Below are 21,532 nucleotides of genomic sequence, written 5' to 3' on the forward strand. Positions count from 1 at the left end.
GCATTTACACCGCTACATAACAACAATAGCGAGGTGAAAGCATGTCTGGTAATCGTGGTGTGGTGTATCTCGGCGGCGGCAAAGTCGAAGTACAAACAATCCCTTTCCCGAAAATGGAAAACCCGCAAGGCAAACGTATCGACCATGGTGTGATTTTGCGTGTGGTATCGACCAACATTTGCGGCTCAGACCAACACATGGTTCGCGGCCGGACCACGGCGCAGACTGGTCTGGTGCTGGGTCATGAAATCACTGGCGAAGTGATCGAAGCCGGTCGCGACGTTGAAAACCTCAAAGTCGGCGATTTGGTGTCGGTTCCGTTCAACGTGGCGTGTGGCCGTTGCCGCAGCTGTAAAGAACAGAACACTGGCGTGTGCCTGACCGTTAACCCGGCGCGTCCGGGCGGTGCTTACGGTTACGTCGACATGGGTGATTGGGTCGGAGGCCAAGCTGAGTTCGTGCTGGTGCCGTACGCCGATTTCAATCTGCTGAAACTGCCAGATCGCGACGCTGCGATGGAAAAAATCCGCGACCTGACGTGCTTGTCCGACATTCTGCCGACCGGTTATCACGGCGCAGTCACTGCCGGCGTTGGTCCGGGCAGCACGGTGTATGTCGCCGGTGCCGGTCCTGTCGGTCTGGCGGCTGCTGCCTCGGCGCGGTTGCTGGGTGCTGCGGTGGTAATCATCGGCGACGTGAACCCTATTCGCCTTATTCACGCCAAGGCTCAGGGCTTTGAAATCGCTGACCTGTCGTTGGACACTCCGCTGCACGAACAAATTGCCGCCCTGCTGGGCGAGCCTGAAGTGGATTGCGCCGTTGACGCCGTGGGCTTTGAAGCGCGGGGTCACGGTCATGCCGGTGCCAAACACGAAGCGCCAGCAACCGTACTGAACTCATTGATGGGCGTGGTTCGCGTTGCCGGCAAAATCGGTATTCCGGGCCTGTACGTGACGGAAGATCCAGGCGCTGTGGATGCCGCTGCAAAAATGGGCAGCCTGAGCATTCGTCTGGGCTTGGGTTGGGCTAAGTCTCACAGCTTCCACACTGGCCAAACTCCGGTCATGAAGTACAACCGCCAACTGATGCAAGCCATCATGTGGGACCGCATCAAAATCGCTGACATCGTGGGTGTTGAAGTCATCAGCCTCGACGAAGCCCCACGCGGTTACGGCGAGTTCGATGCAGGTGTACCGAAGAAATTCGTGATCGATCCGCACAAGCTGTTCAGCGCGGCGTAAGGTTTCACCGGTAACAAAAAGGGCGCCTGATGGCGCCCTTTTTTGTGCCCGCAGATCTCGCTTCCTTGACCTCACGGCTATCAAAGCCCCGCCAATGCCCCTTGATACAAGACCGGTCCGGTCGGTTGCCCGGTCGGCGAACCTCCGGTGGGTTCAAGACTGACCGCCAATGTGACTGGCTTACTCAGCAGTTGCTGTTGGCTTTCGCTCAAGTTAAGCCGACCTTTGACGTTAGCGGGCAAGACACCGAGGGAAACCGGTTTGCCGTCTGCCGGGATGGCCCATAGCTCAAGGCTGCGGCCCGGTTCAACGGAGGCCAACGCCAACGGCTCGATTTCCAGGTGTCGGTTGTAAGCATGAACACTGATCGCTGGTTGTTGGTTGGCGGCCGTCAAGGTGGCGTTGTACGTGAGGGTGTCGCGGTTGTAGAGCACACCGACAATGATCGCGACCATCAACGAACAGGCGATGGCCGCGATCCGCAGCCAACTCCAGAACGGGCGCTTCTCCGGCACGTGCAGCGTTTGCGGGTCGATTCGCGCCACGATGGCCTGCCAGACGTGTGCGGGCGCGGGCTGCTCGGGCAACGGATCAGTAAGGCTGGCAAGAGTGGTCTGCCAATTCCCCAATTCCGCACGTAACGCCGGATCCTCCAGCAGCAACTTTTCGAAACGAAGGCGCGCGGCGGTGGACATCAAACCGATGGCGTAGTCCGCAGCGAGGGCGCGCCGCAGTGCGGGTTGTTGATAATTCATGATTCAAGGCACCTGCGCAGGCGCTCCATGCCTCGGCGAATCCACGACTTAACCGAGCCAAGGGGCGCAGCTAATTGCGAGGCGAGATCAGCGTGGGACACTCCATGGAAATACGCCGTAATGATCGATTTGCGCTGCATCCCATCAAGGGTGTCCAGGCAGCGCTGCAACGCATTGGCATCGCGCTGGCTGTCGAGCTGTTCGTGAGCCGTCGGGCCTTCGTCTATCAGCGCGGCGGCCTGATCATCGGTCAACGGTACTTCCCGGTGTTTGCGCAACTGGTCGATCGCCATATTGCGGGTGATATTGACCATCCACGTCATCGGCGCCGACACATTAGAGTCGTAACGTGAGGCGTTATGCCAAATACGGACGAAGGCTTCTTGCAGGACCTCTTCAGCCAGGTCGTTGCGGTTCATGCAACGCAAGGCGACAGCGAATAAACGCCCGGAAGAACGGCGGTACAGGTTCTCAAAGGATCGGCGACTGCCCAGCGAGCATTCGGCCAATAGGTGCCTGAGTTCATCGGCATCGACAGAAGAAATAGTGGATCTCCAGACAAGATAAAGGTGCTGACCATGCTCTTTGGCAACTCCATGGCAGGGTAGTTCAGGCTTTTTCGCTGTTCCATTCACCTTAATGCTCACTTCATAGGAGAGTTTGCGCTGTGGTTTAGCATCCATGATCTGGGGAACGGGCCGCCACGTCTGCGACGCTGCACATCTAACAACAACTGTGGGAGCGCGCTTGCCCGCGATCGGCTGCGAAGCAGTCGTAAAACCAACGACTCAGTTCTTTCAGTTAAAACCGAGTGAATCCATTGGGACCGCTTCGCGATCCATCGCGGGCAAGCGCGCTCCTACAGAGTGGCGGCATCAGCTCTTCGGCATCAGCACTTTGTCGATGACGTGAATCACGCCATTGGACTGCATAACGTCGTAGGTGCTGATGTCGGCAACACCGCCTTTTTCATCCTTGATGATGATGTTGTGCGGGCCGTTCATCATCAGCCACAGCTTGCCGCCGCTGACGGTGGTCAATTCAGTTTTACCGCCACCGGCCTGGATACGCTTGCTCAGTTCATCCATGTCCAGGTTACCGGCAACTACGTGATAGGTCAGGATGTGGGCCAGCATGGCCTTGTTTTCAGGCTTGAGCAGGGTGTCTACCGTACCGGCGGGCAGCGCGGCAAACGCCGAGTTGACCGGGGCGAACACGGTGAACGGGCCTTTGCTTTTCAGCGTATCCACAAGGCCTGCGGCTTTCACGGCAGCGACCAAGGTGGTGTGGTCTGCAGAGTTAACGGCGTTGTCGACAATAGTTTTGCTGGGTGACATCCCCATACCGCCGACCATTACCATGTGCGACATATCAGCTGCTTGCACGGTTGAAAACATAAAACCGGTGGACAACGCCAGCGTCAGGAGGCTGGCAATCATTGGCGCCTTAATCGAAGTGCGTGTCATTGGGGTGTTCCTTATTGGTTAGAAAAAGTCGGCCAGAGCATCTGTCCGTGCTTGATATACGCAGCACCTGCCGTTGTGGATGCACGCCCATGAACTATATTTTTTTATGTTCCCAAGGAATGGAGCGTCGCTAACGCCCTGGGGAACAATTTTGGGACTGCTGCGGTCAAAACGGCAGTTTTCTACCGGCGATGACCGGGCATGAATCAAGGAGTTACATCGATGCAAATCAAACGCGCTGTTGCACTCGCTACCCTTATGACCGTGGTCGCGGCCCCGGTATTCGCCTTCAGCCTCAGTGACGTGGCTGGCGCTGTTTCCGGCTCCTCTGGGGTTAATCAGAACGCGGCCTCCACGCCTCAAGCGTCTGGTTTGCTCAGTACATTGGGCAGTCAATTGAACGTAACTCCGACGCAAGCGGTCGGCGGTACGGGCGCTTTGATGGGGTTAGCCAAAAACAAGTTGAGCGGCGGTGACTATTCATCGCTGACCAAGTCGGTTCCGGGCCTTGATCAACTTTCCGGTGCTGGCGCACTCAGCAGTCTGATGGGCAATGCGGGCGGTTCATCTGCTGCAGGCGCGTTGGGCAACGTCCAGAGCATGACCGACGTGAACTCGGCGTTCAGCAAGTTGGGCATCAGCGGCGATACCGCGAGCCAGTTTGCGCCCCTGATCCTGAAGTACCTGGGCGACCAAGGCACCAGCGGCACCGTGCTGAAGAGCCTGAGCAGTATCTGGGGTGTCGGAAGCTAGGGGGCAGCCAGTCGCTCTGTTTAACGCATCGCCGTGCACCGCGGCGATGCGGTCATTTACGAATGTTTCACGCAAAAATGTTTATGCTGGCGTCCATTAGCACTGGCGGCTTGCAGGCTTCATCCATTCTGAGGAACCCCCTACGTGAAATCGATCCTGGCCTTGTTGACTGTGCTCGCGCTGCCTGTGATGGCTTCAGAGCCAACGTTGTATGGTCGTTATGAGTACATCGGTGTGCCGGAAATCGGCGAAGTCTTCAAGGCCAAAATGGACACCGGTGCGCTGACGGCTTCGCTGTCGGCCAAAGATATCGAGCTGTTCAAGCGTGACGGCGAAGACTGGGTGCGTTTTCGCTTGGCCACTAAAGATGCCAGCGACAAGGTTTACGAACATAAAGTCTCGCGAATCAGCCGAATCAAAGGCCGCCTTGATGGTGACGATGAAGACGAGTTGGTCGATCCGGCCAAGCGCCCGGTTGTGGACCTTGAGCTGTGCCTGGGCAATTCCAAACGGACAGTAGAGGTCAATCTTGTAGACCGCAGCCACTTCAACTACCCACTGCTGATCGGCGCCAAAGCCCTGCGCGAGTTCGGCGCGGCGGTGAACCCGGCTCGGCGTTACACAGCGGATAAGCCTGATTGTTGAGGTGTAACGACACGCTCCGCAGTCTTTAGAGCCAACTTGTTGGCGAAGGTCCTTCAGCAGCTCATACAACTGTGTGCGTTGCCCGAGAAAACGGTGGGACCGAATTTATTCGGAAGGCTGCAGTCCTGACACGCTGCAACCTCAAGCCAAACGAAGTGCACCCCCAATTTGCTGCGCGGCAGTGCGGTCTAGCAGGTTGAGATTTTACGCAGGCGGTTGTGTGCTCAACATCGACGGCCGCGTGCTCACGTCGGCATACCAATTGGCCAAACGCGGGTAACTGCTGCGCCAGTTCAAATCAGGCTGACGGAAATCCAGATAACCCAACGCCGCTGCCACGCTGATGCTGGCGATATCGAACTGCGCGTTGAGTTCGGCAACCGCATCCTGCTCAAAATAGGCGAGGGTCCGCTGGATCTTTTCTGCCTGATTATCCAGCCACAAATCCCAGTGCTTTTCCGGGGGGCGCAAGAATGTTTCATAGCGAATCAACAGCGCTGCATCCAGCACTGCATCCGCCAGCGACGCCAAGGTCAAACGTCTCCAGCGCGCAGAGCCTTCACGGGGAATCAACGGGTTGCCAGTATGTTGATAATCGAAGTAATCAAGAATCACCCGACTGTCATCAATCACATTGCCGTCCGCCAAGCGCAACGCCGGCAGCTTGCCCGCCGGGTTTTCATCACAGAGGGCTGCATCCGGGCTTACTGGAGTGGGAAGGGTCTGCTGCAACGTCACCCGATCAAATTGCCCGGTCTCATGCAAAAAGATCAAAACCTTGCGGGCGAAGGGCGATGCCATGTTGTAGAACAGCGTGCAGCTGGGAGCGGGCATGGAAAATCCTCGGAAGAATCAGGTGAGTAGACTAGTCGGCGCTTTGCTGGGTGGCAATCTGGGCGAGTGGTCTGCCCGTAATTAATCTGCATACTCCACATACCGCGCCATCAAGTTCGGGCGCTGGAAGGTGTCGATTTGATCGATCTTGCCGCGCATGTCGTAGAGTTCTTGCTCGAAGGTAGCATCGTCCATATCGATCCAGAACCTTGGATTGCGGCGGGTTTTGCGGTCGTATTCAGCCGTTGCTGGGTCGAGATGTCGGTATTGTTCGTAGCGCGGCAGGTCTGGCAGCGGGCGGCTGGTGTCCATGTAGTTTTGTAAAAAGTCCCATAACGCGCAGCACAACTGACCTTCACCGGGAGCGAATAAGGGCCGGAAGTTGATGACGATATCGCGGTAGCGATGGGCGATGTACAGCACATTCATCGACAAGCCTTGGCGGTCCGGGATGGTCGCGATGTAGGCGTCGAACTCATAAAACGGGGCGGTGAGTTCACCGATGGTGCCGTTCTTTTTGTATTCGCCGTTGTTGTCGTAATCGAAGAGAGTGACCAGGCCGGTGCGGCGGTTGATTTCCCAGATGGGGCCTCGGGAGGGTTTGACCCAGAGTTTAGGGAAATAGCGCATGACTATTGAAGCGAGTGCCCAGCAGAAAAGAGGGACGCCTAATAACCAAGAATAAAATCCGAGAATTAGATCATCTGCTAAGTCACCCCAAGACTCTTTAAGTGAAAAACCCGCAACAGTAAATGCAAATAAGCTTGGTAGGATTAAGAACCAGAAAGACCCTTTTCCGAATATGAGTAAGTATGCCCAGAACTGTGATCTATTAGACCACAAAGAAAATCTGAAACTTTCATGATCATGTCGGTCATGAAAGTCTACATGTTCATATGGAGCCGGAATGTAAGTGCCCAACTTTTGCTTTTCTTCACGCTCTTTGTTCATTTCCTCCTGAAATCGCAAGCTGCTGGGTTTGCGCCGAATTAGAAAGTCATCCAGCGCAACTTCTTGGGTTAGCCCCCATGGGAGGCGAAATTTAGCAAAGCGCCGTATCCACGAGCGTTCTGCCGAAGGTGGTTGTTTGGGCATCCGGTCAGAGCGGTATGCGGTGACGGCGTAATAGGACGAATTTATTGCAGTCATTGGTCGTCCTGCGCTTTATGGGTGGTTTCATCTGCCCAGAACGGTTGTTCGATTTCTTTGAAGTTGGGTGCGGCGTGGGCTGCGCCGAAAGGGGTTGGGTCTCTGGGCTTCGGTGCGGGAAATACCCAGGATGAACTGCCATCGCTTAGTGTCAGTTGGGCACGGACTTGCCATTGTGTGTGAACCGACACGGTGTCGTTTGAGCGTGAAACTTCAACCAGCGTTTCCCAAGGTGTTTGCAAGAATATTTCCATTCCATCGGGCTTCGGCCGGTACGCCTTAGGCTTGGCCTCGGGAAATAGGTGGGTTTCTTCGCGAGGCGGCCCATCAAAGCGAACGCGGGATCGGCGAACTTTCAGCAGCGCACACGAGGCTTTGGTGCTGAGGTCGCCCAGTCCGGTCAATAGGCCGGGCAGGTTGCTCTCGACTCGGATGCGCGTATCGGATGCGCGTATATCCATGGGCACCGGATTAAAGCTCTCGATGCAGGCCGGGAGGCAGTATTCGGGGTTGGCTTCAACAGTGATGCGGATGTTGGCAAACAGGCTGACCAAGTAGTAGAACGCATTTTCCGGGGCTTGCAGATGGGGCGCTTGGTCACTGTTAGGGCCGAAGGGCCCCGCACTAAGCCAAGCACTAATCCACATGGCATTCGAGGGACTCAATCCACATACTCCACATACCGCGCCATCAAGTTCGGGCGCTGGAAGGTGTCGATCTGATCGATCTTGCCGCGCATGTCGTAGAGTGCTTGCTTGAATGCGGCATCGTCCATATCGATCCAAAACCTTGGGTCGCGGCCGATTTTGCGGTCGTATTCAGCCGTTGTTGGATCGAGGTGGCGGTATTGTTCATAGCGCGGCAAGTCCGGTAGCGGCCGGCTGGTGTCCATGTAGTTTTGTAAAAAGTCCCATAACGCGCAGCACAACTGACCTTCGCCGGGTGCCAGCAAAGGACGAAAGTTAATCACGATGTCGCGGTAGCGGTGGGCGATATACAGCACGTTCGTCACTAAGCCTTGGCGGTCCGGGATGGTGGCGATGTAGGCGTCGAACTCGTAAAACGGCGCAGTGAGTTCACCGATGGTGCCGTTCTTTTTGTATTCGCCGTTGTTGTCGTAATCGAAGAGTGTGACGAGACCGGTACGGCGGTTAATTTCCCAGATGGGGCCTCGGGAGGGTTTGACCCAGAGGTGGGGGAGGAAGCGAATGACTAGGGCGGCGATTGCCCAGCAGAAAAGTTGCGGCAGTAGAAGTACATGCGCTGATGCTTCGAATAACGAAACTAATGCGTCTAGATAGGGGTGTCTAGATTTAGTGGCACCAGCGAAGATAGTCATTAAATACACGGGAAGTACGATAATAAATCCCCACTTTCCGAATAGGTTTAGATAGATCCAAAACTGAGATCTTTTTGACCACAACGAAAACCTGAAGCGCTCATGATCATGCCGGTCATGGAAGTCCACGTGTTCGTATGGCGCTGGTACATAAGTACCTAAGGAAACTCTGAAAAAGGTTTTCAAATCTGGTGAAATGTCCCCCATCACATGAGCCGAGCGGTTGCCCCCCATGAAGCAAATTTCTTTCGCCGATGCCGAGTACGCCGGTAAACGTAAGCGAACCCGCCGTGAGATTTTCCTGAGCGAGATGGACAAGGTCGTCCCCTGGAAGGGGTTGATCGCTTTGATCGAGCCGCATTATCCAAAAGGCGAAGGGGGCCGCCCGGCGTATCCCTTGATGGCCATGTTGCGTGTGCACCTGATGCAGAACTGGTTCGGCTATAGCGATCCAGCAATGGAAGAGTCTCTTTATGAGACCACGATTCTGCGCCAGTTCGCGGGGTTGAATCTGGAACGCATTCCCGACGAAACCACGATTCTCAACTTCCGTCGCCTGCTGGAGAAAAACCATCTTGCCGGGGGAATCCTGGAGGTCATTAATGGCTACCTGGGAGACCGAGGTTTGATGCTTCGTCAGGGCACAATTGTTGATGCCACGATCATTCATGCGCCGACGTCGACCAAGAATAAAGAGGGTAAACGCGACCCCGAAATGCATCAGACCAAGAAAGGTAATCAATATTTTTTCGGGATGAAAGCGCACATCGGAGTAGACGCTGATACGGGTCTGACGCACAGCGTGGTGGGCACGGCAGCCAATGTCGCGGACGTCACTCAAGTCGATCAGTTGCTGCACGGCGAAGAGACCCATCTCTGTGGCGACGCGGGCTACACCGGCGTAGAAAAGCGGCTTGAACATGAGGGGCGCGAGATGATCTGGTCGATCTCCGCCAGGCCCAGCAGCCGCCGCAAACATGGAGAAAAAAGCGTCATTGGCCGTGCGTTGCGCAAGATTGAATACGCCAAATCGCAAACTCGGGCCAAGGTTGAGCACCCGTTTCGGGTGATCAAGCGCCAGTTTGGTTACACCAAGGTGCGGTTTCGCGGGTTGGTAAAGAACACGGCGCAGTTGGTGACACTGTTTGCACTGTCGAATCTGTGGATGGCGCGCCGACATTTGATGGAGCCTATAGGACAGGTGCGTCCGCAGTATGGAAATTAAGGGTTAATAAGTGCTTAAAACCGGCTTATTCATCAATAAAAGCCGATATTTTCGAAATTTCAGTGAAGTACTTTCTTTCGGAGCGCTTGACGCCCGATTTGCCAGAAAAAGAAGGTCTTATTTCAGACCTTCCCTAAAGCCACCTTTTCCTTTTTTTCCTGCAAGCCTTTTTCTACCCGTCGGAGATCCTCAGGTGACGCCTCTGTCAAAAAATCATCGGGTGCGACTTGTTGAGTTAGTCCCCACGGCAAACGCACCTTGGAAAAGCGCCGTATCCATGAGCGCTCTGCCGAAGGTGGTTGGTTGGGAATCCGATTAGAGCGATAAGCGGTGGCGGCGTAATAAGTCGTTTCCAAAGCACAGGATTTCAATCGACATACTCCACATGCCGCGCCATCAGGTTCGGGCGCTGGAAGGTGTCGATCTGATCGATCTTGCCGCGCATGTCGTAGAGTTCTTGCTTGAAGGTAGCATCGTCCATATCGATCCAGAACCTTGGATTGCGGCGGGTTTTGCGGTCGTATTCAGCTGTTGTTGGGTCGAGGTGTCGGTATTGTTCGTAGCGCGGTAAGTCTGGCAGCGGGCGGCTGGTGTCCATGTAGTTCTGCAGAAAATCCCACAGGGCGCAGCACAGCTGGCCTTCGCCGGGAGCGAATAAGGGGCGGAAGTTGATGACGATATCGCGGTAGCGATGGGCGATGTAAAGCACGTTAGTCACTAAACCCTGACGATCCGGGATGGTGGCGATGTAAGCATCGAACTCATAAAACGGCGCAGTGAGTTCACCGATGGTGCCGTTCTTTTTGTATTCGCCGTTGTTGTCGTAATCGAAAAGGGTGACAAGGCCGGTGCGACGGTTGATTTCCCAGATGGGGCCTCGGGAGGGTTTGACCCAGAGGTGGGGGAGGAAGCGAATGACTAATGAGCCGAGAACCCAGCAAAGAAGAGGAGCGCCTACCCATATAGAAAATATTTGAAGGCTATCTTCTGTTATTTGCTGCCATGTATCACTGCTTGCATATAGCGCCATGAAATAAGTCATAACAGATACTACTAATGCTAGATAAAATAGCGCCCGACCTCCTCCGGTTAAATATATCCAAAAATGTGATCGTTTAGACCATAACGAAAGCCTAAAGCGTTCTTGATCGTGCCTATCATGGAAGTCCACGTGCTCGTATGGCGCTGGTACATAAGTACCTAAAACCAACTTTTCTTTTTTCTCCTGCAAACCTTTTTCTACCCGTCGGAGATCCTCAGGTGACGCCTCTGTCAAAAAATCATCGGGTGCGACTTGTTGAGTTAGTCCCCACGGCAAACGCACCTTGGAAAAGCGCCGTATCCATGAACGCTCAGCAGATGGTTTTTGCTTGGGAATCCGATCTGAGCGATAAGCCGTATCGGCGTAGTAAGTCGTTTCCAAAGCGCAGAATTTCAATCCACATACTCCACATACCGCGCCATCAGGTTCGGGCGCTGGAAGGTGTCGATTTGATCGATCTTGCCGCGCATGTCGTAGAGTTCTTGCTCGAAGGTAGCATCGTCCATATCGATCCAGAACCTTGGATTGCGGCGGGTTTTGCGGTCGTATTCAGCCGTTGCTGGGTCGAGATGTCGGTATTGTTCGTAGCGCGGCAGGTCTGGCAGCGGGCGGCTGGTGTCCATGTAGTTTTGTAAAAAGTCCCATAACGCGCAGCACAACTGACCTTCACCGGGAGCGAATAAGGGCCGGAAGTTGATGACGATATCGCGGTAGCGATGGGCGATGTACAGCACATTCATCGACAAGCCTTGGCGGTCCGGGATGGTCGCGATGTAGGCGTCGAACTCATAAAACGGGGCGGTGAGTTCACCGATGGTGCCGTTCTTTTTGTATTCGCCGTTGTTGTCGTAATCGAAAAGGGTGACCAGGCCGGTGCGGCGGTTGATTTCCCAGATGGGGCCTCGGGAGGGTTTGACCCAGAGTTTAGGAATGTAATTGATTACGACCGAACTTACCCCCCAGGCAATGCTAAGGGGGGCTACGCTTATATACGCCATATCCCATATCCCGCTGAAAAAACTTATGAGCGAGGCAGAATTAGATTTGGTTTCGGCAAAAATACACACCAAAACAATAAGCGGCGATAGCATTATCGCCCCCCACTTTCCGAACAGTAGCGTGTATATCCAAAATTGTGATTGTTTTGACCATAACGAAAACCTGAAACGTTCGTGATCATGCCTGTCATGAAAGTCCACATGTTCATATGGAGCCGGAATGTAGGTGCCCAATTTTTGCTTTTCTTCACGCTCTTTGTTCATTTCCTCCTGAAATCGCAAGCTGCTGGGTTTGCGCCGAATTAAAAAGTCATCAGGCGCGACTTCTTGCGCCGACCCCCACGGCAAACGCATTTTTGCGAAGCGCCGTATCCATGGGCGCTCTGCTGAAGGTGGTTGTTTGGAAATACGGTCAGAGCGGTAAGCCGTGTCTGCGTAGTAATGCGAATCAAGGCCGTTCATTTTTCACCCAGCGCTTTATGGGTAGTTTCATCTGCCCAAAAAGGTTGTTCGACCTCTTTGAAGTTGGGTGCGGCGTGGGCTGCGCCGAAAGGGGTTGGGTCTCTGGGCTTCGGTGCGGGAAATACCCAGGATGAACTGCCATCGCTTAGTGTCAGTTGGGCACGGACTTGCCATTGTGTGTGAACCGACACGGTGTCGTTTGAGCGTGAAACTTCAACCAGCGTTTCCCAAGGTGTTTGCAAGAATATTTCCATTCCATCGGGCTTCGGCCGGTACGCCTTAGGCTTGGCCTCGGGAAATAGGTGGGTTTCTTCGCGAGGCGGCCCATCCAAGCGAACGCGGGATCGGCGAACTTTAAGCAGCGCACACGAGGCTTTGGTGCTGAGGTCGCCCAGTCCGGTCAATAGGCCGGGCAGGTTGCTCTCGATTCGGATGCGCGTATCGGATGCGCGTATATCCATGGGCACCGGATTAAAGCTCTCGATGCAGGCCGGCAGGCAGTATTCGGGGTTGGCTTCAACAGTGATGCGGATGTTGGCAAACAGGCTGACCAAGTAGTAGAACGCATTTTCCGGGGCTTGCAGATGGGGCGCTTGGTCACTGTTAGGGCCGAAGGGCCCCGCACTAAGCCAAGCACTAATCCACATGGCATTCGAGGGACTCAATCCACATACTCCACATACCGCGCCATCAAGTTCGGGCGCTGGAAGGTGTCGATCTGATCGATCTTGCCGCGCATGTCGTAGAGTGCTTGCTTGAATGCGGCATCGTCCATATCGATCCAAAACCTTGGGTCGCGGCCGATTTTGCGGTCGTATTCAGCTGTTGTTGGGTCGAGGTGTCGGTATTGTTCGTAGCGCGGTAAGTCTGGCAGCGGGCGGCTGGTGTCCATGTAGTTCTGCAGAAAATCCCACAGGGCGCAGCACAGCTGGCCTTCGCCGGGAGCGAATAAGGGGCGGAAGTTGATGACGATATCGCGGTAGCGGTGGGCGATGTACAGCACATTCATCGACAAGCCTTGGCGGTCCGGGATGGTCGCGATGTAGGCGTCGAACTCGTAAAACGGTGCGGTGAGTTCACCGATGGTGCCGTTCTTTTTGTACTCGCCGTTGTTGTTGTAATCGAAGAGAGTGACAAGACCGGTGCGGCGATTGATTTCCCAGATGGGGCCTCGGGAGGGTTTGACCCAGAGGTGGGGGAGGAAGCGGATGACTAGGGCTGCGATTGCCCAGCAGAAAAGTTGCGGCAGTAGAAGTACATGCGCTGATGCTTCGAATAACGAAACTAATGCGTCTAGATAGGGTTGTCTAGATTTAGTGGCACCAGCGAAGATAGTCATTAAATACACGGGAAGTATGATAATGAATCCCCACTTTCCGAATAGGTTTAGATAGATCCAAAACTGAGATCTTTTTGACCACAACGAAAACCTGAAGCGCTCATGATCATGCCGGTCATGGAAGTCCACGTGTTCATATGGGGCCGGAATATAAGTGCCCGATTTTTGCTTTTCCTCCCGCTCCTTATTCATATCCTCCTGAAATCGTAAAGTGCTGGGTTTAAGCCGAAGCAGAAAGTCATCGGGTGCGATTTTCTGGGTAAACCCCCACGGCAAGCGCACCTTGGAAAAGCGCCGTATCCACGAACGCTCAGATGATGGTTGTTGCTTGGGGATGCAATCTGCTCGATACGCTGTCGCCGCATAGTAAGGCGAGTTGAGCGACTTCATTTGTCGCCCCTTGCCTTATGGGTGGTTTCATCTGCCCAGTAGAGTTGTCCAACTTCCTTGAAGTTAGGTGCTGCGTGGGTGGAATTGAAGGGCGTCGGGTCTTTAGGCTTTGGCGCCGGGAATACCCACGACGAATCGCCATCGCTTAATGTCAATTGTGCACGGACTTGCCATTCGATATGCGCCGAGACTGCATCGTTAGAGCGAGCTGTTTCGGCGTACCTCTCCCACGGTGTCACGATGAATATTTCTAAGCCGTTAATTGTCCGCCGATACGTAATAGGTTTGGTCTCGGGATATAGCTGGGTTTCTACGCGAGGGGAGCCATCAAAGCGAGTCTGGAATCGACGGACCATCATCAGCGCACACGATGCTTTGGTGCTGAGGTCGCCAGGTCCCGTCAGGAGGCCGGGCAAGTTACTTTCTATTCGAATGCGCGTGTCTGCTTCACGCACATATTTGGGTACCGGATTGTAGTGTTCGCTGTAGGCGGGGACGGTGTATTCCGGGTTGCGTTCAACGGTGATACGAATGTCGGCGATTAGGCTGACGAGGTAGTAGAAGGCCGGTTCCGGCGATTGGAGATGGGGTGCGCGATTGGCATTTGGACCGAAGGGGCCTGCGCTTAACCAGTCTTCGATGGGGGTCGAAGTCAGCCAGTACACCAGCCCTACCCCGATGCTGACAAATATTAGGGTAATCCAGCCCAAGGGGCCCATGCCTAAGAGAGTAGATCCTCCGACCATCATCGTGCTTGCGATGCCGGTCAGGCCGCCCGCGGCCATAAGCAGGTGGCCCCACTTGGCATCATCGCCCCATTGATGGGCATACCACGCGTCGTAAAGATTGAGGCCGACGAAAACCGATCCAACCACCATTTGAGCTATCAATCGGGCAGAGAACTCTTTTACTAAATACTCACTCAACGAACCGAGTACTCGTTTCGCGGTAGTCTCTGGAATTGTAAACAACACTTTTCGAGCCGTTGCGAGAATGGGTTGGCTACCTGCTAACTTTACAGTTAACGCCTCCATAGCGATTAATAAATCCAATCCCGCTCCGGCTGCGCCACCTACAGCCCTCAACTGTCCCTTTTCTCGCTCGACGGCATCCCACGCTACCCACTCATTCCTCAAATTCCAAACCTCCAACATCCCCACCATCGCGGCAAACGGTGTGGAGTTCAGCGCCTTGTACATCCACTCGCTCTTCAATGCCTGTTGGTGTTTAACCGCCTGCTGAATCGCATTGCCCCTGACCTTTTCTTGTTCGGCCATATTCTCCTGCCACGCCGCATTTACTCGTTGGTTCACGCTACTAACCAGCTGGGCAACCCGATGCTCGCGGGGCATGGCAATGACGATCGTGTTGGGGCGTAGGTCGCCGCCGTTGCGATAGTGCTGAGGTTCAACCATCGATATGTCGGACGCGGATCGATAGTCAAGGCTCGGCCTGCGCAGGCGCTCCGGGATTTCCGGCAGGTCGGTCAAGCCAAAGATGTACAGATTCTTGTTTCTGGCCTCTTGATGGGTGAGGAAGTGCAGGGCACCGAAACCACCCGGCAGCATGCTGCGCAATTGCGCCACGGCTCGCTTTTGCTGCGTCAGGTTTACTACTGGGGCTGGGGATGTGGTCGATATTGGAATATTTCGTGCTGCCTGCACCGCGCGCTCTGCGGTATCCACCGAGCCTTGCAGGTTTTCAAAAAGATTTCCCAGCGCGGCGGCCGCTGCTTTTAGGGTGCCGGTGAAGGTGTTGTTGAGGCTGCCGCTTTCCACCAAACCGGCCAGTAAATAAGCGTCGAGCGTATTGAGTTGCTTCGGGTCAATGACCTCACAACTGACAGCGGCCAGCAGTGCATTGGGCCGAAACAGCCCATCGCCACCGTTGATGTCTGGGACGGCGGATTGAACATAGGGTGCGTTCGTATCCTGGGACTCAAGCGCTGGCCATAACATCCGATGCAGCGGATGGGTTTCATCGTTGGCAATGTGTTGAATTAGCCGTTGTCCGTCGCTGGGGTCTGAGCCGCTTTTACTCAGACCCGTCACGGCGTCGCCGACCTCACCATTGACTGCCAGGGGGTCGGTCTGAGAGGGCCGGGTCGCCAAGCTGGCAAACAGTTGACTGACAAAATGCAGCGCGGCGACATAATCGAAGCCTTCCAAGCTCAGGTGATCGGCAAGGGTCTGTTGGGTTCGTCGGGTTGTCAGGCATTCGCTCAGCAGTGCCTGGCTCATCTCCAGCGACCGCCAGAGCTGCTGGCGTTCACCGCTGGCGGTGAACCGATTGACGTCGATCCGACCTTGAAGCTTCAGTGCATTGAGCTGTTTATGCAGCGGATTGGTACCGCCGCCCAAGGTGCTTGGTACGACCAGTTGTTGCACCAGCAAGGCACTGGCGTGATGCGCGTGGCGGCTGGCGCGGGCGGCGCAAAGTTGCAGCAGGTTCTGTTGATCATTGACCCGGGTGTGCAGGTGGCGCAGCCGATAATGTGAGTCTTGCAGCATAACGCCGTACAGATTGCGTTGGCGTGCGCGGTGCAGCACGTCCGGGGCTTCTGGCTGTTCGTGCCAGAGCTCGTCGCCAAGCTGCGGCGTACACAGTTCTCCTATCCAATGCGCCCACGCGCCGGTTTCAAGGGGCGTCGCTTGGTAGGCCGTCTCGCCGCGCTCAGAGCGGGTGACGTGGGCATGCGCTTCGCTCAGCGCCCGAACCGGAAACTGTCCACTCAAGTCGCACAGATAACGGGCCGGTTGGTCCAGCAGCCACTCATAACCTGGCTGGCGTGCTCGTTGTGGCGCGACCCTGCTGACTGGAAATGCGTGAGTGTCGTAATTTAGCCAACTGACGTGAGCATCGGCGGCGGCTTGAGGGCGCACTTTATCGTGAGCGTTAAGTGCACCAAATGCCTCAAGCATTGCAGTGCCATCAGGTTTGTTGTGAAAAAGCCGTTCGAACGTGGCAAGAGAACTTCGCAGGTTCGGGCTTTGGCAGCGTTGTCTGCGCAGCGCCGAGTCGTTCTCCAGACAGCGCAATCGCGGACCGGACAATTGGATTTCGCTGAAGCACAGTTGGGGCGCTACCGGCAGGTTATTCCAGCTAGACGGCAGCCAGATATCTTCCAGTGCTTGCCCGGTCGCGAGCCGTGAACGGGGTTCGATTTCGTCCCCCATGCGGTATTCATTGAAATCGACGTCGTGGTAGGTGGTCCGTTCATCGTCGACCCGCACTTCCAGCTCGCGCCACACTCGACCGTTGAGGAACACGTAGATGAAACCAGCGCGGCACAACACCGGGGTGCCGTTATCGTGGGTGCTGTTGACACCGGGCAGCGCGACGAAGGGCACGACCGGGACGATCTGATTCCATTGACCGTCGAACTGACGCGGGGTGATCGAGACTTCAGGGAGCGGCACCCGAATCGGTGCGCCGTCGACGCTGGCGATCTCTAGCCACAAGCGGTGTTTGAAGGTGTTGGACCAGGCCCAGACATGCAAGGCGCTGTTCAGTAAGTACTCGCCGGTTAAGGTTTCAGGGCGGTCCGAATCAGTCAGGGCATCCAGTCGTTTCAAACTGTCGTGCTCATAAAACGCCAACCGCTGGGTATCTGGATGGCCGTTGCCGGTGACCTGCACGATCAGCTTGTTGACTTCGCAGCAAGGGCCGCTGCTCAGTGTGCTCTGCGTCATGTCAGGACTCCTGTCCGTTGGAAATCGTTGATTGAAGTGGCTGATTGAGTGATCGGCTTTGCTCGACGCTGATCGATAACAAAGAGGGGGTGCCGGTCGGGAGCCATGAAGCTGCATGGGGGGTGTTGCGGGTTTGCCATTCAGTCGCGTCGGCCGAGTACCAATGCACGCGGTCAATCGGGCCAAGCCAGCTGGCAATATTTTCCTCGGTACAGGCTGAAAAGAGCCGTTCTGCAACAGCGGGATTCCAGTAGCGCAGCATCCCGGTGCGGGTCTGATCAAAGCGGACGATGAGGATGTGTCGCAAGTGTGCAAGCAACGCTTCGCAAGAATGCTCGCTTTCGATAATCAGCCCCGGCCAGTCACCAGGCGCCAGTCGTACTGAGCGCGAGAGCGCCTGTCCACTGTCGTCCGCGACTAACAACGGACTAAATTCCACGTATGCAGCCATCTCTGTCGATGCAAATAGCGGCGTAAATTCCGGATGGTCGACGTGCTGAAAAAGCTCGGCCAGCAGCGATTTTCTAGGTTCCAGCAGCATCCAGATGCTCATGCGTGCGCCCCCTTGCTCATGGCCTCTCGGCAAGGACAATCTGAAAGCGGGCAGTCCATAGGCGTGCCGTTTTTAGGCTTTTGGCACAATTCGATAATCGTGTCGTTGCCAGAAAGCTTCTGCTGAACAGCCGGATCGGTCTGAACGACTGGGGCGAGCATTTCAGCCTCCAGCCCATCAACACCGGCCGGTGCCAGCGGCATTGCGGGCATACCCGGCAGCGGCGCACCTCCCAGCAAGATCGGTACGCTGGAAAATATCCCCGCAGGCGTAATAACCAGATGTTGCCCACCCGCCGCCAAGGTCAGGGTGACGCCAGCGTTGACGATGAAGTTCGCGCTGGATTTGTAGTGCACGTCTTGCCCGGCTTCGATCACCAAGGCGCCGGTCACGCGGGTATGACTGGACCCCGCCACCTGCAAATGACTCCCCGCCGATAACTGCACCTTGCGGTCGCCCGTGATGGCTTGATGGTGCTCAGCTTCTAGCACTGAAACGCTGTTGCCCTTGACCGTTTCCAGCCGCTGACCGCGCACCTCAAGACGGCTGTCGTTCTGGATCAGTTGTTCCATGTCGCGCTGGGCACGCAGGTAGACCCGTTCAGCGCCATCGCGATCTTCAAAAGAGACTTCGTTGAAGCCCTGGCTGGCCTTGGAGCTGCGACTGCGGAACACGCTTTTGGTCTTGTTCGCCGGTAACTCATACGGCACCGGATTCAGACTGTTCGGCAAACAGCCCATGACCATCGGCCGGTCCGCGTCGCCTTCCAGGTAGGAAATCAACACTTCCATGCCGACCCGAGGCAAGGTCACGGCGCCATGACTGTTGCCCGCCCAACTCGACGCCACCCGCACCCAGCAACTGCTGGTGTCGTCGTTGAGTTCGCGGCGATCCCAGTGAAACTTGACCTTCACCCGACCGAATTTATCGCAGTGAATTTCTTCGCCTTCCGGGCCAGTGACCTTGGCGGTTTGGGTGCTGTGAATCAGCGGTTTGGGGTGCCTCAAGGCGGGGCGAAACTGGATCGTTTCCGGGATGGCGGTGAAGGAGTTCCGATAACCCTGAGCGATTTTTCCGGCGGCGACCAGAGCGTCAGCGCCCAATTCTTCCAACACCTGCGGCTGCCGCCCTTCGTGCTTGATCGAAATCAGCACCCACGGGTTATTCCATTTCAGCTGCGGATGGTCTTCCAGCTGGATCACCGTCCCGCTGCGCAACACCGGGTGATCGCTGCCGCCGTCGGCCAGTTGGAAATCCGTGCGGTGCCGTTCCAGGTCTCGGTTGGATAATCGTCTGCCGTGATCGTCCTCCAGAAAGCGGCCGGGATACACGTAATGCTCAAGCTTGGGATCGACATGCAGGGCCTCACCCCTTTGGACTTGGGCTGGGGTCGCCTGCGGACTTCTAACGCTTTCCAGCAAATAACCGGCTTTCTGAAAATCATAATCGCGATGCACCACGTGGCTGGTGCGTGCCGCCAGGCGCACGCCGAAGGACTGAATCGAATAGTCCTCGGGCACCATGCCGTTCAACGGTTTGAACGGCAGCGCCAACCGCGCCGCGTGGGGAAACATTATTTCGTCATCGGCGAAAATCAACCGATGGCCGTCAGCCGAATGCTCAAAACGGTAAAACCAGCCGTCTTCTTCGCACAGCCGATTGACGAAGTGCAGGTCGCTTTCGTCGTACTGCACGCAATAGTCACGGACCGGAGCGCGGGTCACGCCACTGTCGAATTGCACGTCCAGGCCGTCAAACAGGCCGTGCTCTTTCAGCACTTCAAGAATGATCGCCGGCACGCTCATCTGCTGGAACGAGCGGCGGTGGCTGCTGTGTTCCAAGTACGCGAGAGAGGGTTTGAGCACCGCGACGTAGTGGGTCAGCCGGGCGTTGGAATCGCTTTTGTGGATGGAGTGAATATGCCCGTGAATGCCTTCGCCGTCCGGGCCAAAACCAAGGAAAGCCGCCTTGTGCAGCAGGTCCGACAGCTCAATACCAGACGACCGACTGACCAGTTCGACGGTGATGGCGTAAGGCGTGCTGACGGCTTCCGCGCCATCAAACGCGAGCACTTGCAAAGAAGGATTTTCAAGACCTTTCACACTCAGCGTGAAGGTTGGGACGGCGGCCTGAGGCATTGGCAGATTCTCCGCATCAAAAGATGCGGCAACTTTGCGAGGCGATGTCGGCGATGTATATCGGGCGCATCCCACAGTTGGTGTAGGACGCCTCCGGTCATCTTGTAGGTGGTTGCCCACGCTTAACGTTCGGGGGCTAAGACAACCCTATTAAGCCGAAACCCAAGTACTGGATTTCTAGCGCGAGCGAACCTTCCCATACCGGGAAAACAACCCTCGTACACTCAACACCGCCGGAATCCCCATCCCGACCCACGACAACATGTCCCACGCCCCGTTGCCGAGCAACGCAGCAAAAAGCCCCGCCGCCATCAGTAAACCCATCCAGATCGGGTGCGCAAACACGCTCCAGTTGCTCGTACGTTTAGCCTTCATCGGGCAGTCTCCGCCTGAGACGTGTCGACACGAACCAAGGTCGTAGCCCGGCGTCGAACCCACCACAGGTACACGCCGCTGCCGAGGACGATGATGGTCAGCACATCCAGCACGGCCCACAACACTTTCATCGGCATGCCGCCGTAGTCGCCGAAGTGCAGCGGTTGGGACATGAGGAGGGCGTCCATGTACCACGGGCGGTCGACGATGGCGGTGACGTGCAAGTCGCAGGCGTCGATCAGCACCGGGGTCAACAGGTGCGATGTCAGGTGGCTGGCGCCTTTCATGAACACCGCGTAGTGGTGTTCGCTGGAAAAACGAGTGCCGGGGAACGCAATGAAATCTGCTTGCATGCCGGGAACAGCCGCTTCGGCGATGTCCAGCAAGCGGGTGGCGGGCGCGCGACTCAGCAAGGGCGGGGCGTCGCGGTAGGGCGCGATCATGGCGGCCAGGCTGTCGTTGCGCCATGCGGTGATCACCAGGTCGGCACAGGCGTTGAACACGCCCGTCACTCCGACCACCAATGCCCAGGTCAGGGTGACGACGCCAATCAGGTTATGCAGGTCGAGCCAGCGCACGCGGCTGGATTTGTTCTGGCGCACGCTGGCAAATTTCAAGCGGCGCATGAACGGCGCATACAGCACCACGCCCGAGACAATGGCGGCGATGAACATCAACCCCATCGCGCCGAGAAACAGCATGCCCCACGGGCCTGCGTACATGTCGGTGTGCAGGCGCAGCATGATCATCATGAAGCCGCCGTTGGCCGAGGCTTTTTCGAAGGCTTCGCCGGTGCGGGCATCGAGCACAAAGGTGTGGGACGCGTTCGGTTCAGTCCCGGCGGTGGTGGCCATGATCGCGGTCACGGCGTTAGGGGTGTCATCGTCCCAGCCAAAATATTGCAAGACTTCGCCCGGGCGATGCGCTTCGGCGGCGAGGACCAGCTGTTGCAGACTCAGCGACGGCGTATTGGCCGGCATCTGTTTGAATTCGGGGGTGTTGCCTAATAAATGATCAATTTCATGGTGAAAAATCAGTGGCAACCCGGTGACTGCCAGCATCAGCAGAAACACGGTGCAGATCAGGCTGGTCCAGGTGTGGACGGTAGACCAGCGGCGGATGGTTTGGCTTTTCAT

General features: G+C 56.0%; 20 protein-coding genes. 4 read left to right on the top strand and 16 right to left on the bottom strand.

Annotation, left to right across the window (positions count from 1 at the left end; translation table 11 throughout):
• The first annotated feature begins 41 nt into the window (after nucleotides 1-41).
• On the top strand, nucleotides 42-1,241 hold the full coding sequence (gene fdhA, locus RHM65_RS07980) for a formaldehyde dehydrogenase, glutathione-independent (protein WP_322166482.1): 1,200 nt from the start codon (nucleotides 42-44) through the stop codon (nucleotides 1,239-1,241).
• Nucleotides 1,242-1,321: 80 nt separating this feature from the next.
• Here the strand turns inward: fdhA and RHM65_RS07985 are convergent, their stop codons facing one another.
• From RHM65_RS07985 to RHM65_RS07995, 3 genes are all read right to left on the bottom strand, one after another.
• Nucleotides 1,322-1,996 carry an anti-sigma factor domain-containing protein gene (locus tag RHM65_RS07985; protein ID WP_322184633.1) on the bottom strand — a complete coding sequence of 225 codons (675 nt, stop codon included), beginning with the start codon at nucleotides 1,994-1,996 and terminating at the stop codon, nucleotides 1,322-1,324.
• Entirely contained in the window at nucleotides 1,993-2,631 is a 639-nt protein-coding gene (locus RHM65_RS07990) for a sigma-70 family RNA polymerase sigma factor (RefSeq protein ID WP_416194826.1), read from the bottom strand. Before RHM65_RS07990 ends, RHM65_RS07985 begins: the two co-directional genes overlap by 4 nt.
• Nucleotides 2,632-2,871: 240 nt before the next feature.
• Nucleotides 2,872-3,462, bottom strand: coding sequence for a fasciclin domain-containing protein (locus tag RHM65_RS07995; RefSeq protein ID WP_322166479.1), 591 nt, complete (start codon nucleotides 3,460-3,462; stop codon nucleotides 2,872-2,874).
• Nucleotides 3,463-3,684: 222 nt separating this feature from the next.
• On the opposite strand from RHM65_RS07995, the gene RHM65_RS08000 reads away from it, so the two are divergent.
• Together RHM65_RS08000 and RHM65_RS08005 are read left to right on the top strand one after the other, a co-directional pair.
• Nucleotides 3,685-4,215: a DUF2780 domain-containing protein gene (locus RHM65_RS08000; RefSeq protein WP_322184635.1), complete on the top strand. Its 531-nt coding sequence runs from the start codon at nucleotides 3,685-3,687 to the stop codon at nucleotides 4,213-4,215.
• Between the two features lie 144 nt (nucleotides 4,216-4,359).
• Nucleotides 4,360-4,860, top strand: coding sequence for an ATP-dependent zinc protease (locus tag RHM65_RS08005; protein WP_322166477.1), 501 nt, complete (start codon nucleotides 4,360-4,362; stop codon nucleotides 4,858-4,860).
• 204 nt (nucleotides 4,861-5,064) lie between these two features.
• On the opposite strand, the gene RHM65_RS08010 is transcribed toward RHM65_RS08005, so the two are convergent.
• The 4 genes from RHM65_RS08010 to RHM65_RS08025 form a co-directional block, all read right to left on the bottom strand.
• Complete coding sequence (locus RHM65_RS08010) at nucleotides 5,065-5,694, bottom strand: glutathione S-transferase family protein (protein WP_322184638.1); 630 nt, start codon at nucleotides 5,692-5,694, stop codon at nucleotides 5,065-5,067.
• Between the two features lie 81 nt (nucleotides 5,695-5,775).
• Nucleotides 5,776-6,324, bottom strand: a complete 549-nt coding sequence (locus RHM65_RS08015; protein ID WP_322184640.1) for a hypothetical protein — start codon at nucleotides 6,322-6,324, stop codon at nucleotides 5,776-5,778.
• A gap of 515 nt (nucleotides 6,325-6,839) precedes the next feature.
• Nucleotides 6,840-7,508, bottom strand: coding sequence for a hypothetical protein (locus RHM65_RS08020; protein ID WP_322184642.1), 669 nt, complete (start codon nucleotides 7,506-7,508; stop codon nucleotides 6,840-6,842).
• Nucleotides 7,505-8,182 carry a hypothetical protein gene (locus RHM65_RS08025; RefSeq protein ID WP_322184644.1) on the bottom strand — a complete coding sequence of 226 codons (678 nt, stop codon included), beginning with the start codon at nucleotides 8,180-8,182 and terminating at the stop codon, nucleotides 7,505-7,507. The genes RHM65_RS08020 and RHM65_RS08025 overlap by 4 nt, the downstream gene beginning before the upstream one ends.
• 232 nt (nucleotides 8,183-8,414) lie before the next feature.
• On the opposite strand from RHM65_RS08025, the gene RHM65_RS08030 reads away from it, so the two are divergent.
• The gene (locus tag RHM65_RS08030; RefSeq protein ID WP_322165339.1) at nucleotides 8,415-9,407 is read left to right on the top strand and encodes an IS5 family transposase; all 993 of its coding nucleotides are present in this window, start codon (nucleotides 8,415-8,417) and stop codon (nucleotides 9,405-9,407) included.
• A 367-nt stretch (nucleotides 9,408-9,774) separates the two neighbouring features.
• Here the strand turns inward: RHM65_RS08030 and RHM65_RS08035 are convergent, their stop codons facing one another.
• The 9 genes from RHM65_RS08035 to RHM65_RS08075 form a co-directional block, all read right to left on the bottom strand.
• On the bottom strand, nucleotides 9,775-10,845 hold the full coding sequence (locus RHM65_RS08035) for a hypothetical protein (RefSeq protein ID WP_322184646.1): 1,071 nt from the start codon (nucleotides 10,843-10,845) through the stop codon (nucleotides 9,775-9,777).
• Complete coding sequence (locus RHM65_RS08040) at nucleotides 10,842-11,447, bottom strand: hypothetical protein (protein ID WP_322184648.1); 606 nt, start codon at nucleotides 11,445-11,447, stop codon at nucleotides 10,842-10,844. Before RHM65_RS08040 ends, RHM65_RS08035 begins: the two co-directional genes overlap by 4 nt.
• A gap of 458 nt (nucleotides 11,448-11,905) precedes the next feature.
• Complete coding sequence (locus tag RHM65_RS08045) at nucleotides 11,906-12,574, bottom strand: hypothetical protein (protein WP_322184650.1); 669 nt, start codon at nucleotides 12,572-12,574, stop codon at nucleotides 11,906-11,908.
• A complete protein-coding gene (locus tag RHM65_RS08050) occupies nucleotides 12,571-13,248 on the bottom strand; it encodes a hypothetical protein (RefSeq protein WP_322184652.1) in 678 nt (225 codons plus the stop codon). The genes RHM65_RS08045 and RHM65_RS08050 overlap by 4 nt, the downstream gene beginning before the upstream one ends.
• A 386-nt stretch (nucleotides 13,249-13,634) precedes the next feature.
• Nucleotides 13,635-17,330 (bottom strand): hypothetical protein, encoded by a 3,696-nt coding sequence (locus tag RHM65_RS08055; RefSeq protein ID WP_322184654.1) that lies wholly within the window; start codon nucleotides 17,328-17,330, stop codon nucleotides 13,635-13,637.
• Nucleotide 17,331: 1 nt separating this feature from the next.
• Nucleotides 17,332-17,883, bottom strand: coding sequence for a DUF4123 domain-containing protein (locus RHM65_RS08060; protein ID WP_322184656.1), 552 nt, complete (start codon nucleotides 17,881-17,883; stop codon nucleotides 17,332-17,334).
• The gene (gene tssI, locus RHM65_RS08065) at nucleotides 17,880-20,021 is read right to left on the bottom strand and encodes a type VI secretion system tip protein TssI/VgrG (protein WP_322184659.1); all 2,142 of its coding nucleotides are present in this window, start codon (nucleotides 20,019-20,021) and stop codon (nucleotides 17,880-17,882) included. Before tssI ends, RHM65_RS08060 begins: the two co-directional genes overlap by 4 nt.
• A gap of 177 nt (nucleotides 20,022-20,198) precedes the next feature.
• Complete coding sequence (locus RHM65_RS08070; RefSeq protein WP_322166467.1) at nucleotides 20,199-20,396, bottom strand: hypothetical protein; 198 nt, start codon at nucleotides 20,394-20,396, stop codon at nucleotides 20,199-20,201.
• A complete protein-coding gene (locus RHM65_RS08075; RefSeq protein WP_322166466.1) occupies nucleotides 20,393-21,532 on the bottom strand; it encodes a PepSY domain-containing protein in 1,140 nt (379 codons plus the stop codon). The genes RHM65_RS08070 and RHM65_RS08075 overlap by 4 nt, the downstream gene beginning before the upstream one ends.

It is taken from the genome of Pseudomonas sp. CCI4.2, from assembly GCF_034350045.1.
GTDB lineage: Bacteria > Pseudomonadota > Gammaproteobacteria > Pseudomonadales > Pseudomonadaceae > Aquipseudomonas.

Coding starts and splice junctions, on each gene's coding strand:
- fdhA (WP_322166482.1), top strand. CDS start 42: ATGTCTGGTAATCGTGGTGTGGTGTATCTCGGCGGCGGCAAAGTCGAA.
- RHM65_RS07985 (WP_322184633.1), bottom strand. CDS start 1,996: ATGAATTATCAACAACCCGCACTGCGGCGCGCCCTCGCTGCGGACTAC.
- RHM65_RS07995 (WP_322166479.1), bottom strand. CDS start 3,462: ATGACACGCACTTCGATTAAGGCGCCAATGATTGCCAGCCTCCTGACG.
- RHM65_RS08000 (WP_322184635.1), top strand. CDS start 3,685: ATGCAAATCAAACGCGCTGTTGCACTCGCTACCCTTATGACCGTGGTC.
- RHM65_RS08010 (WP_322184638.1), bottom strand. CDS start 5,694: ATGCCCGCTCCCAGCTGCACGCTGTTCTACAACATGGCATCGCCCTTC.
- RHM65_RS08015 (WP_322184640.1), bottom strand. CDS start 6,324: ATGCGCTATTTCCCTAAACTCTGGGTCAAACCCTCCCGAGGCCCCATC.
- RHM65_RS08025 (WP_322184644.1), bottom strand. CDS start 8,182: ATGACTATCTTCGCTGGTGCCACTAAATCTAGACACCCCTATCTAGAC.
- RHM65_RS08030 (WP_322165339.1), top strand. CDS start 8,415: ATGAAGCAAATTTCTTTCGCCGATGCCGAGTACGCCGGTAAACGTAAG.
- RHM65_RS08040 (WP_322184648.1), bottom strand. CDS start 11,447: ATGGCGTATATAAGCGTAGCCCCCCTTAGCATTGCCTGGGGGGTAAGT.
- RHM65_RS08050 (WP_322184652.1), bottom strand. CDS start 13,248: ATGACTATCTTCGCTGGTGCCACTAAATCTAGACAACCCTATCTAGAC.
- RHM65_RS08055 (WP_322184654.1), bottom strand. CDS start 17,330: ATGACGCAGAGCACACTGAGCAGCGGCCCTTGCTGCGAAGTCAACAAG.
- RHM65_RS08060 (WP_322184656.1), bottom strand. CDS start 17,883: ATGAGCATCTGGATGCTGCTGGAACCTAGAAAATCGCTGCTGGCCGAG.
- tssI (WP_322184659.1), bottom strand. CDS start 20,021: ATGCCTCAGGCCGCCGTCCCAACCTTCACGCTGAGTGTGAAAGGTCTT.
- RHM65_RS08070 (WP_322166467.1), bottom strand. CDS start 20,396: ATGAAGGCTAAACGTACGAGCAACTGGAGCGTGTTTGCGCACCCGATC.
- RHM65_RS08075 (WP_322166466.1), bottom strand. CDS start 21,532: ATGAAAAGCCAAACCATCCGCCGCTGGTCTACCGTCCACACCTGGACC.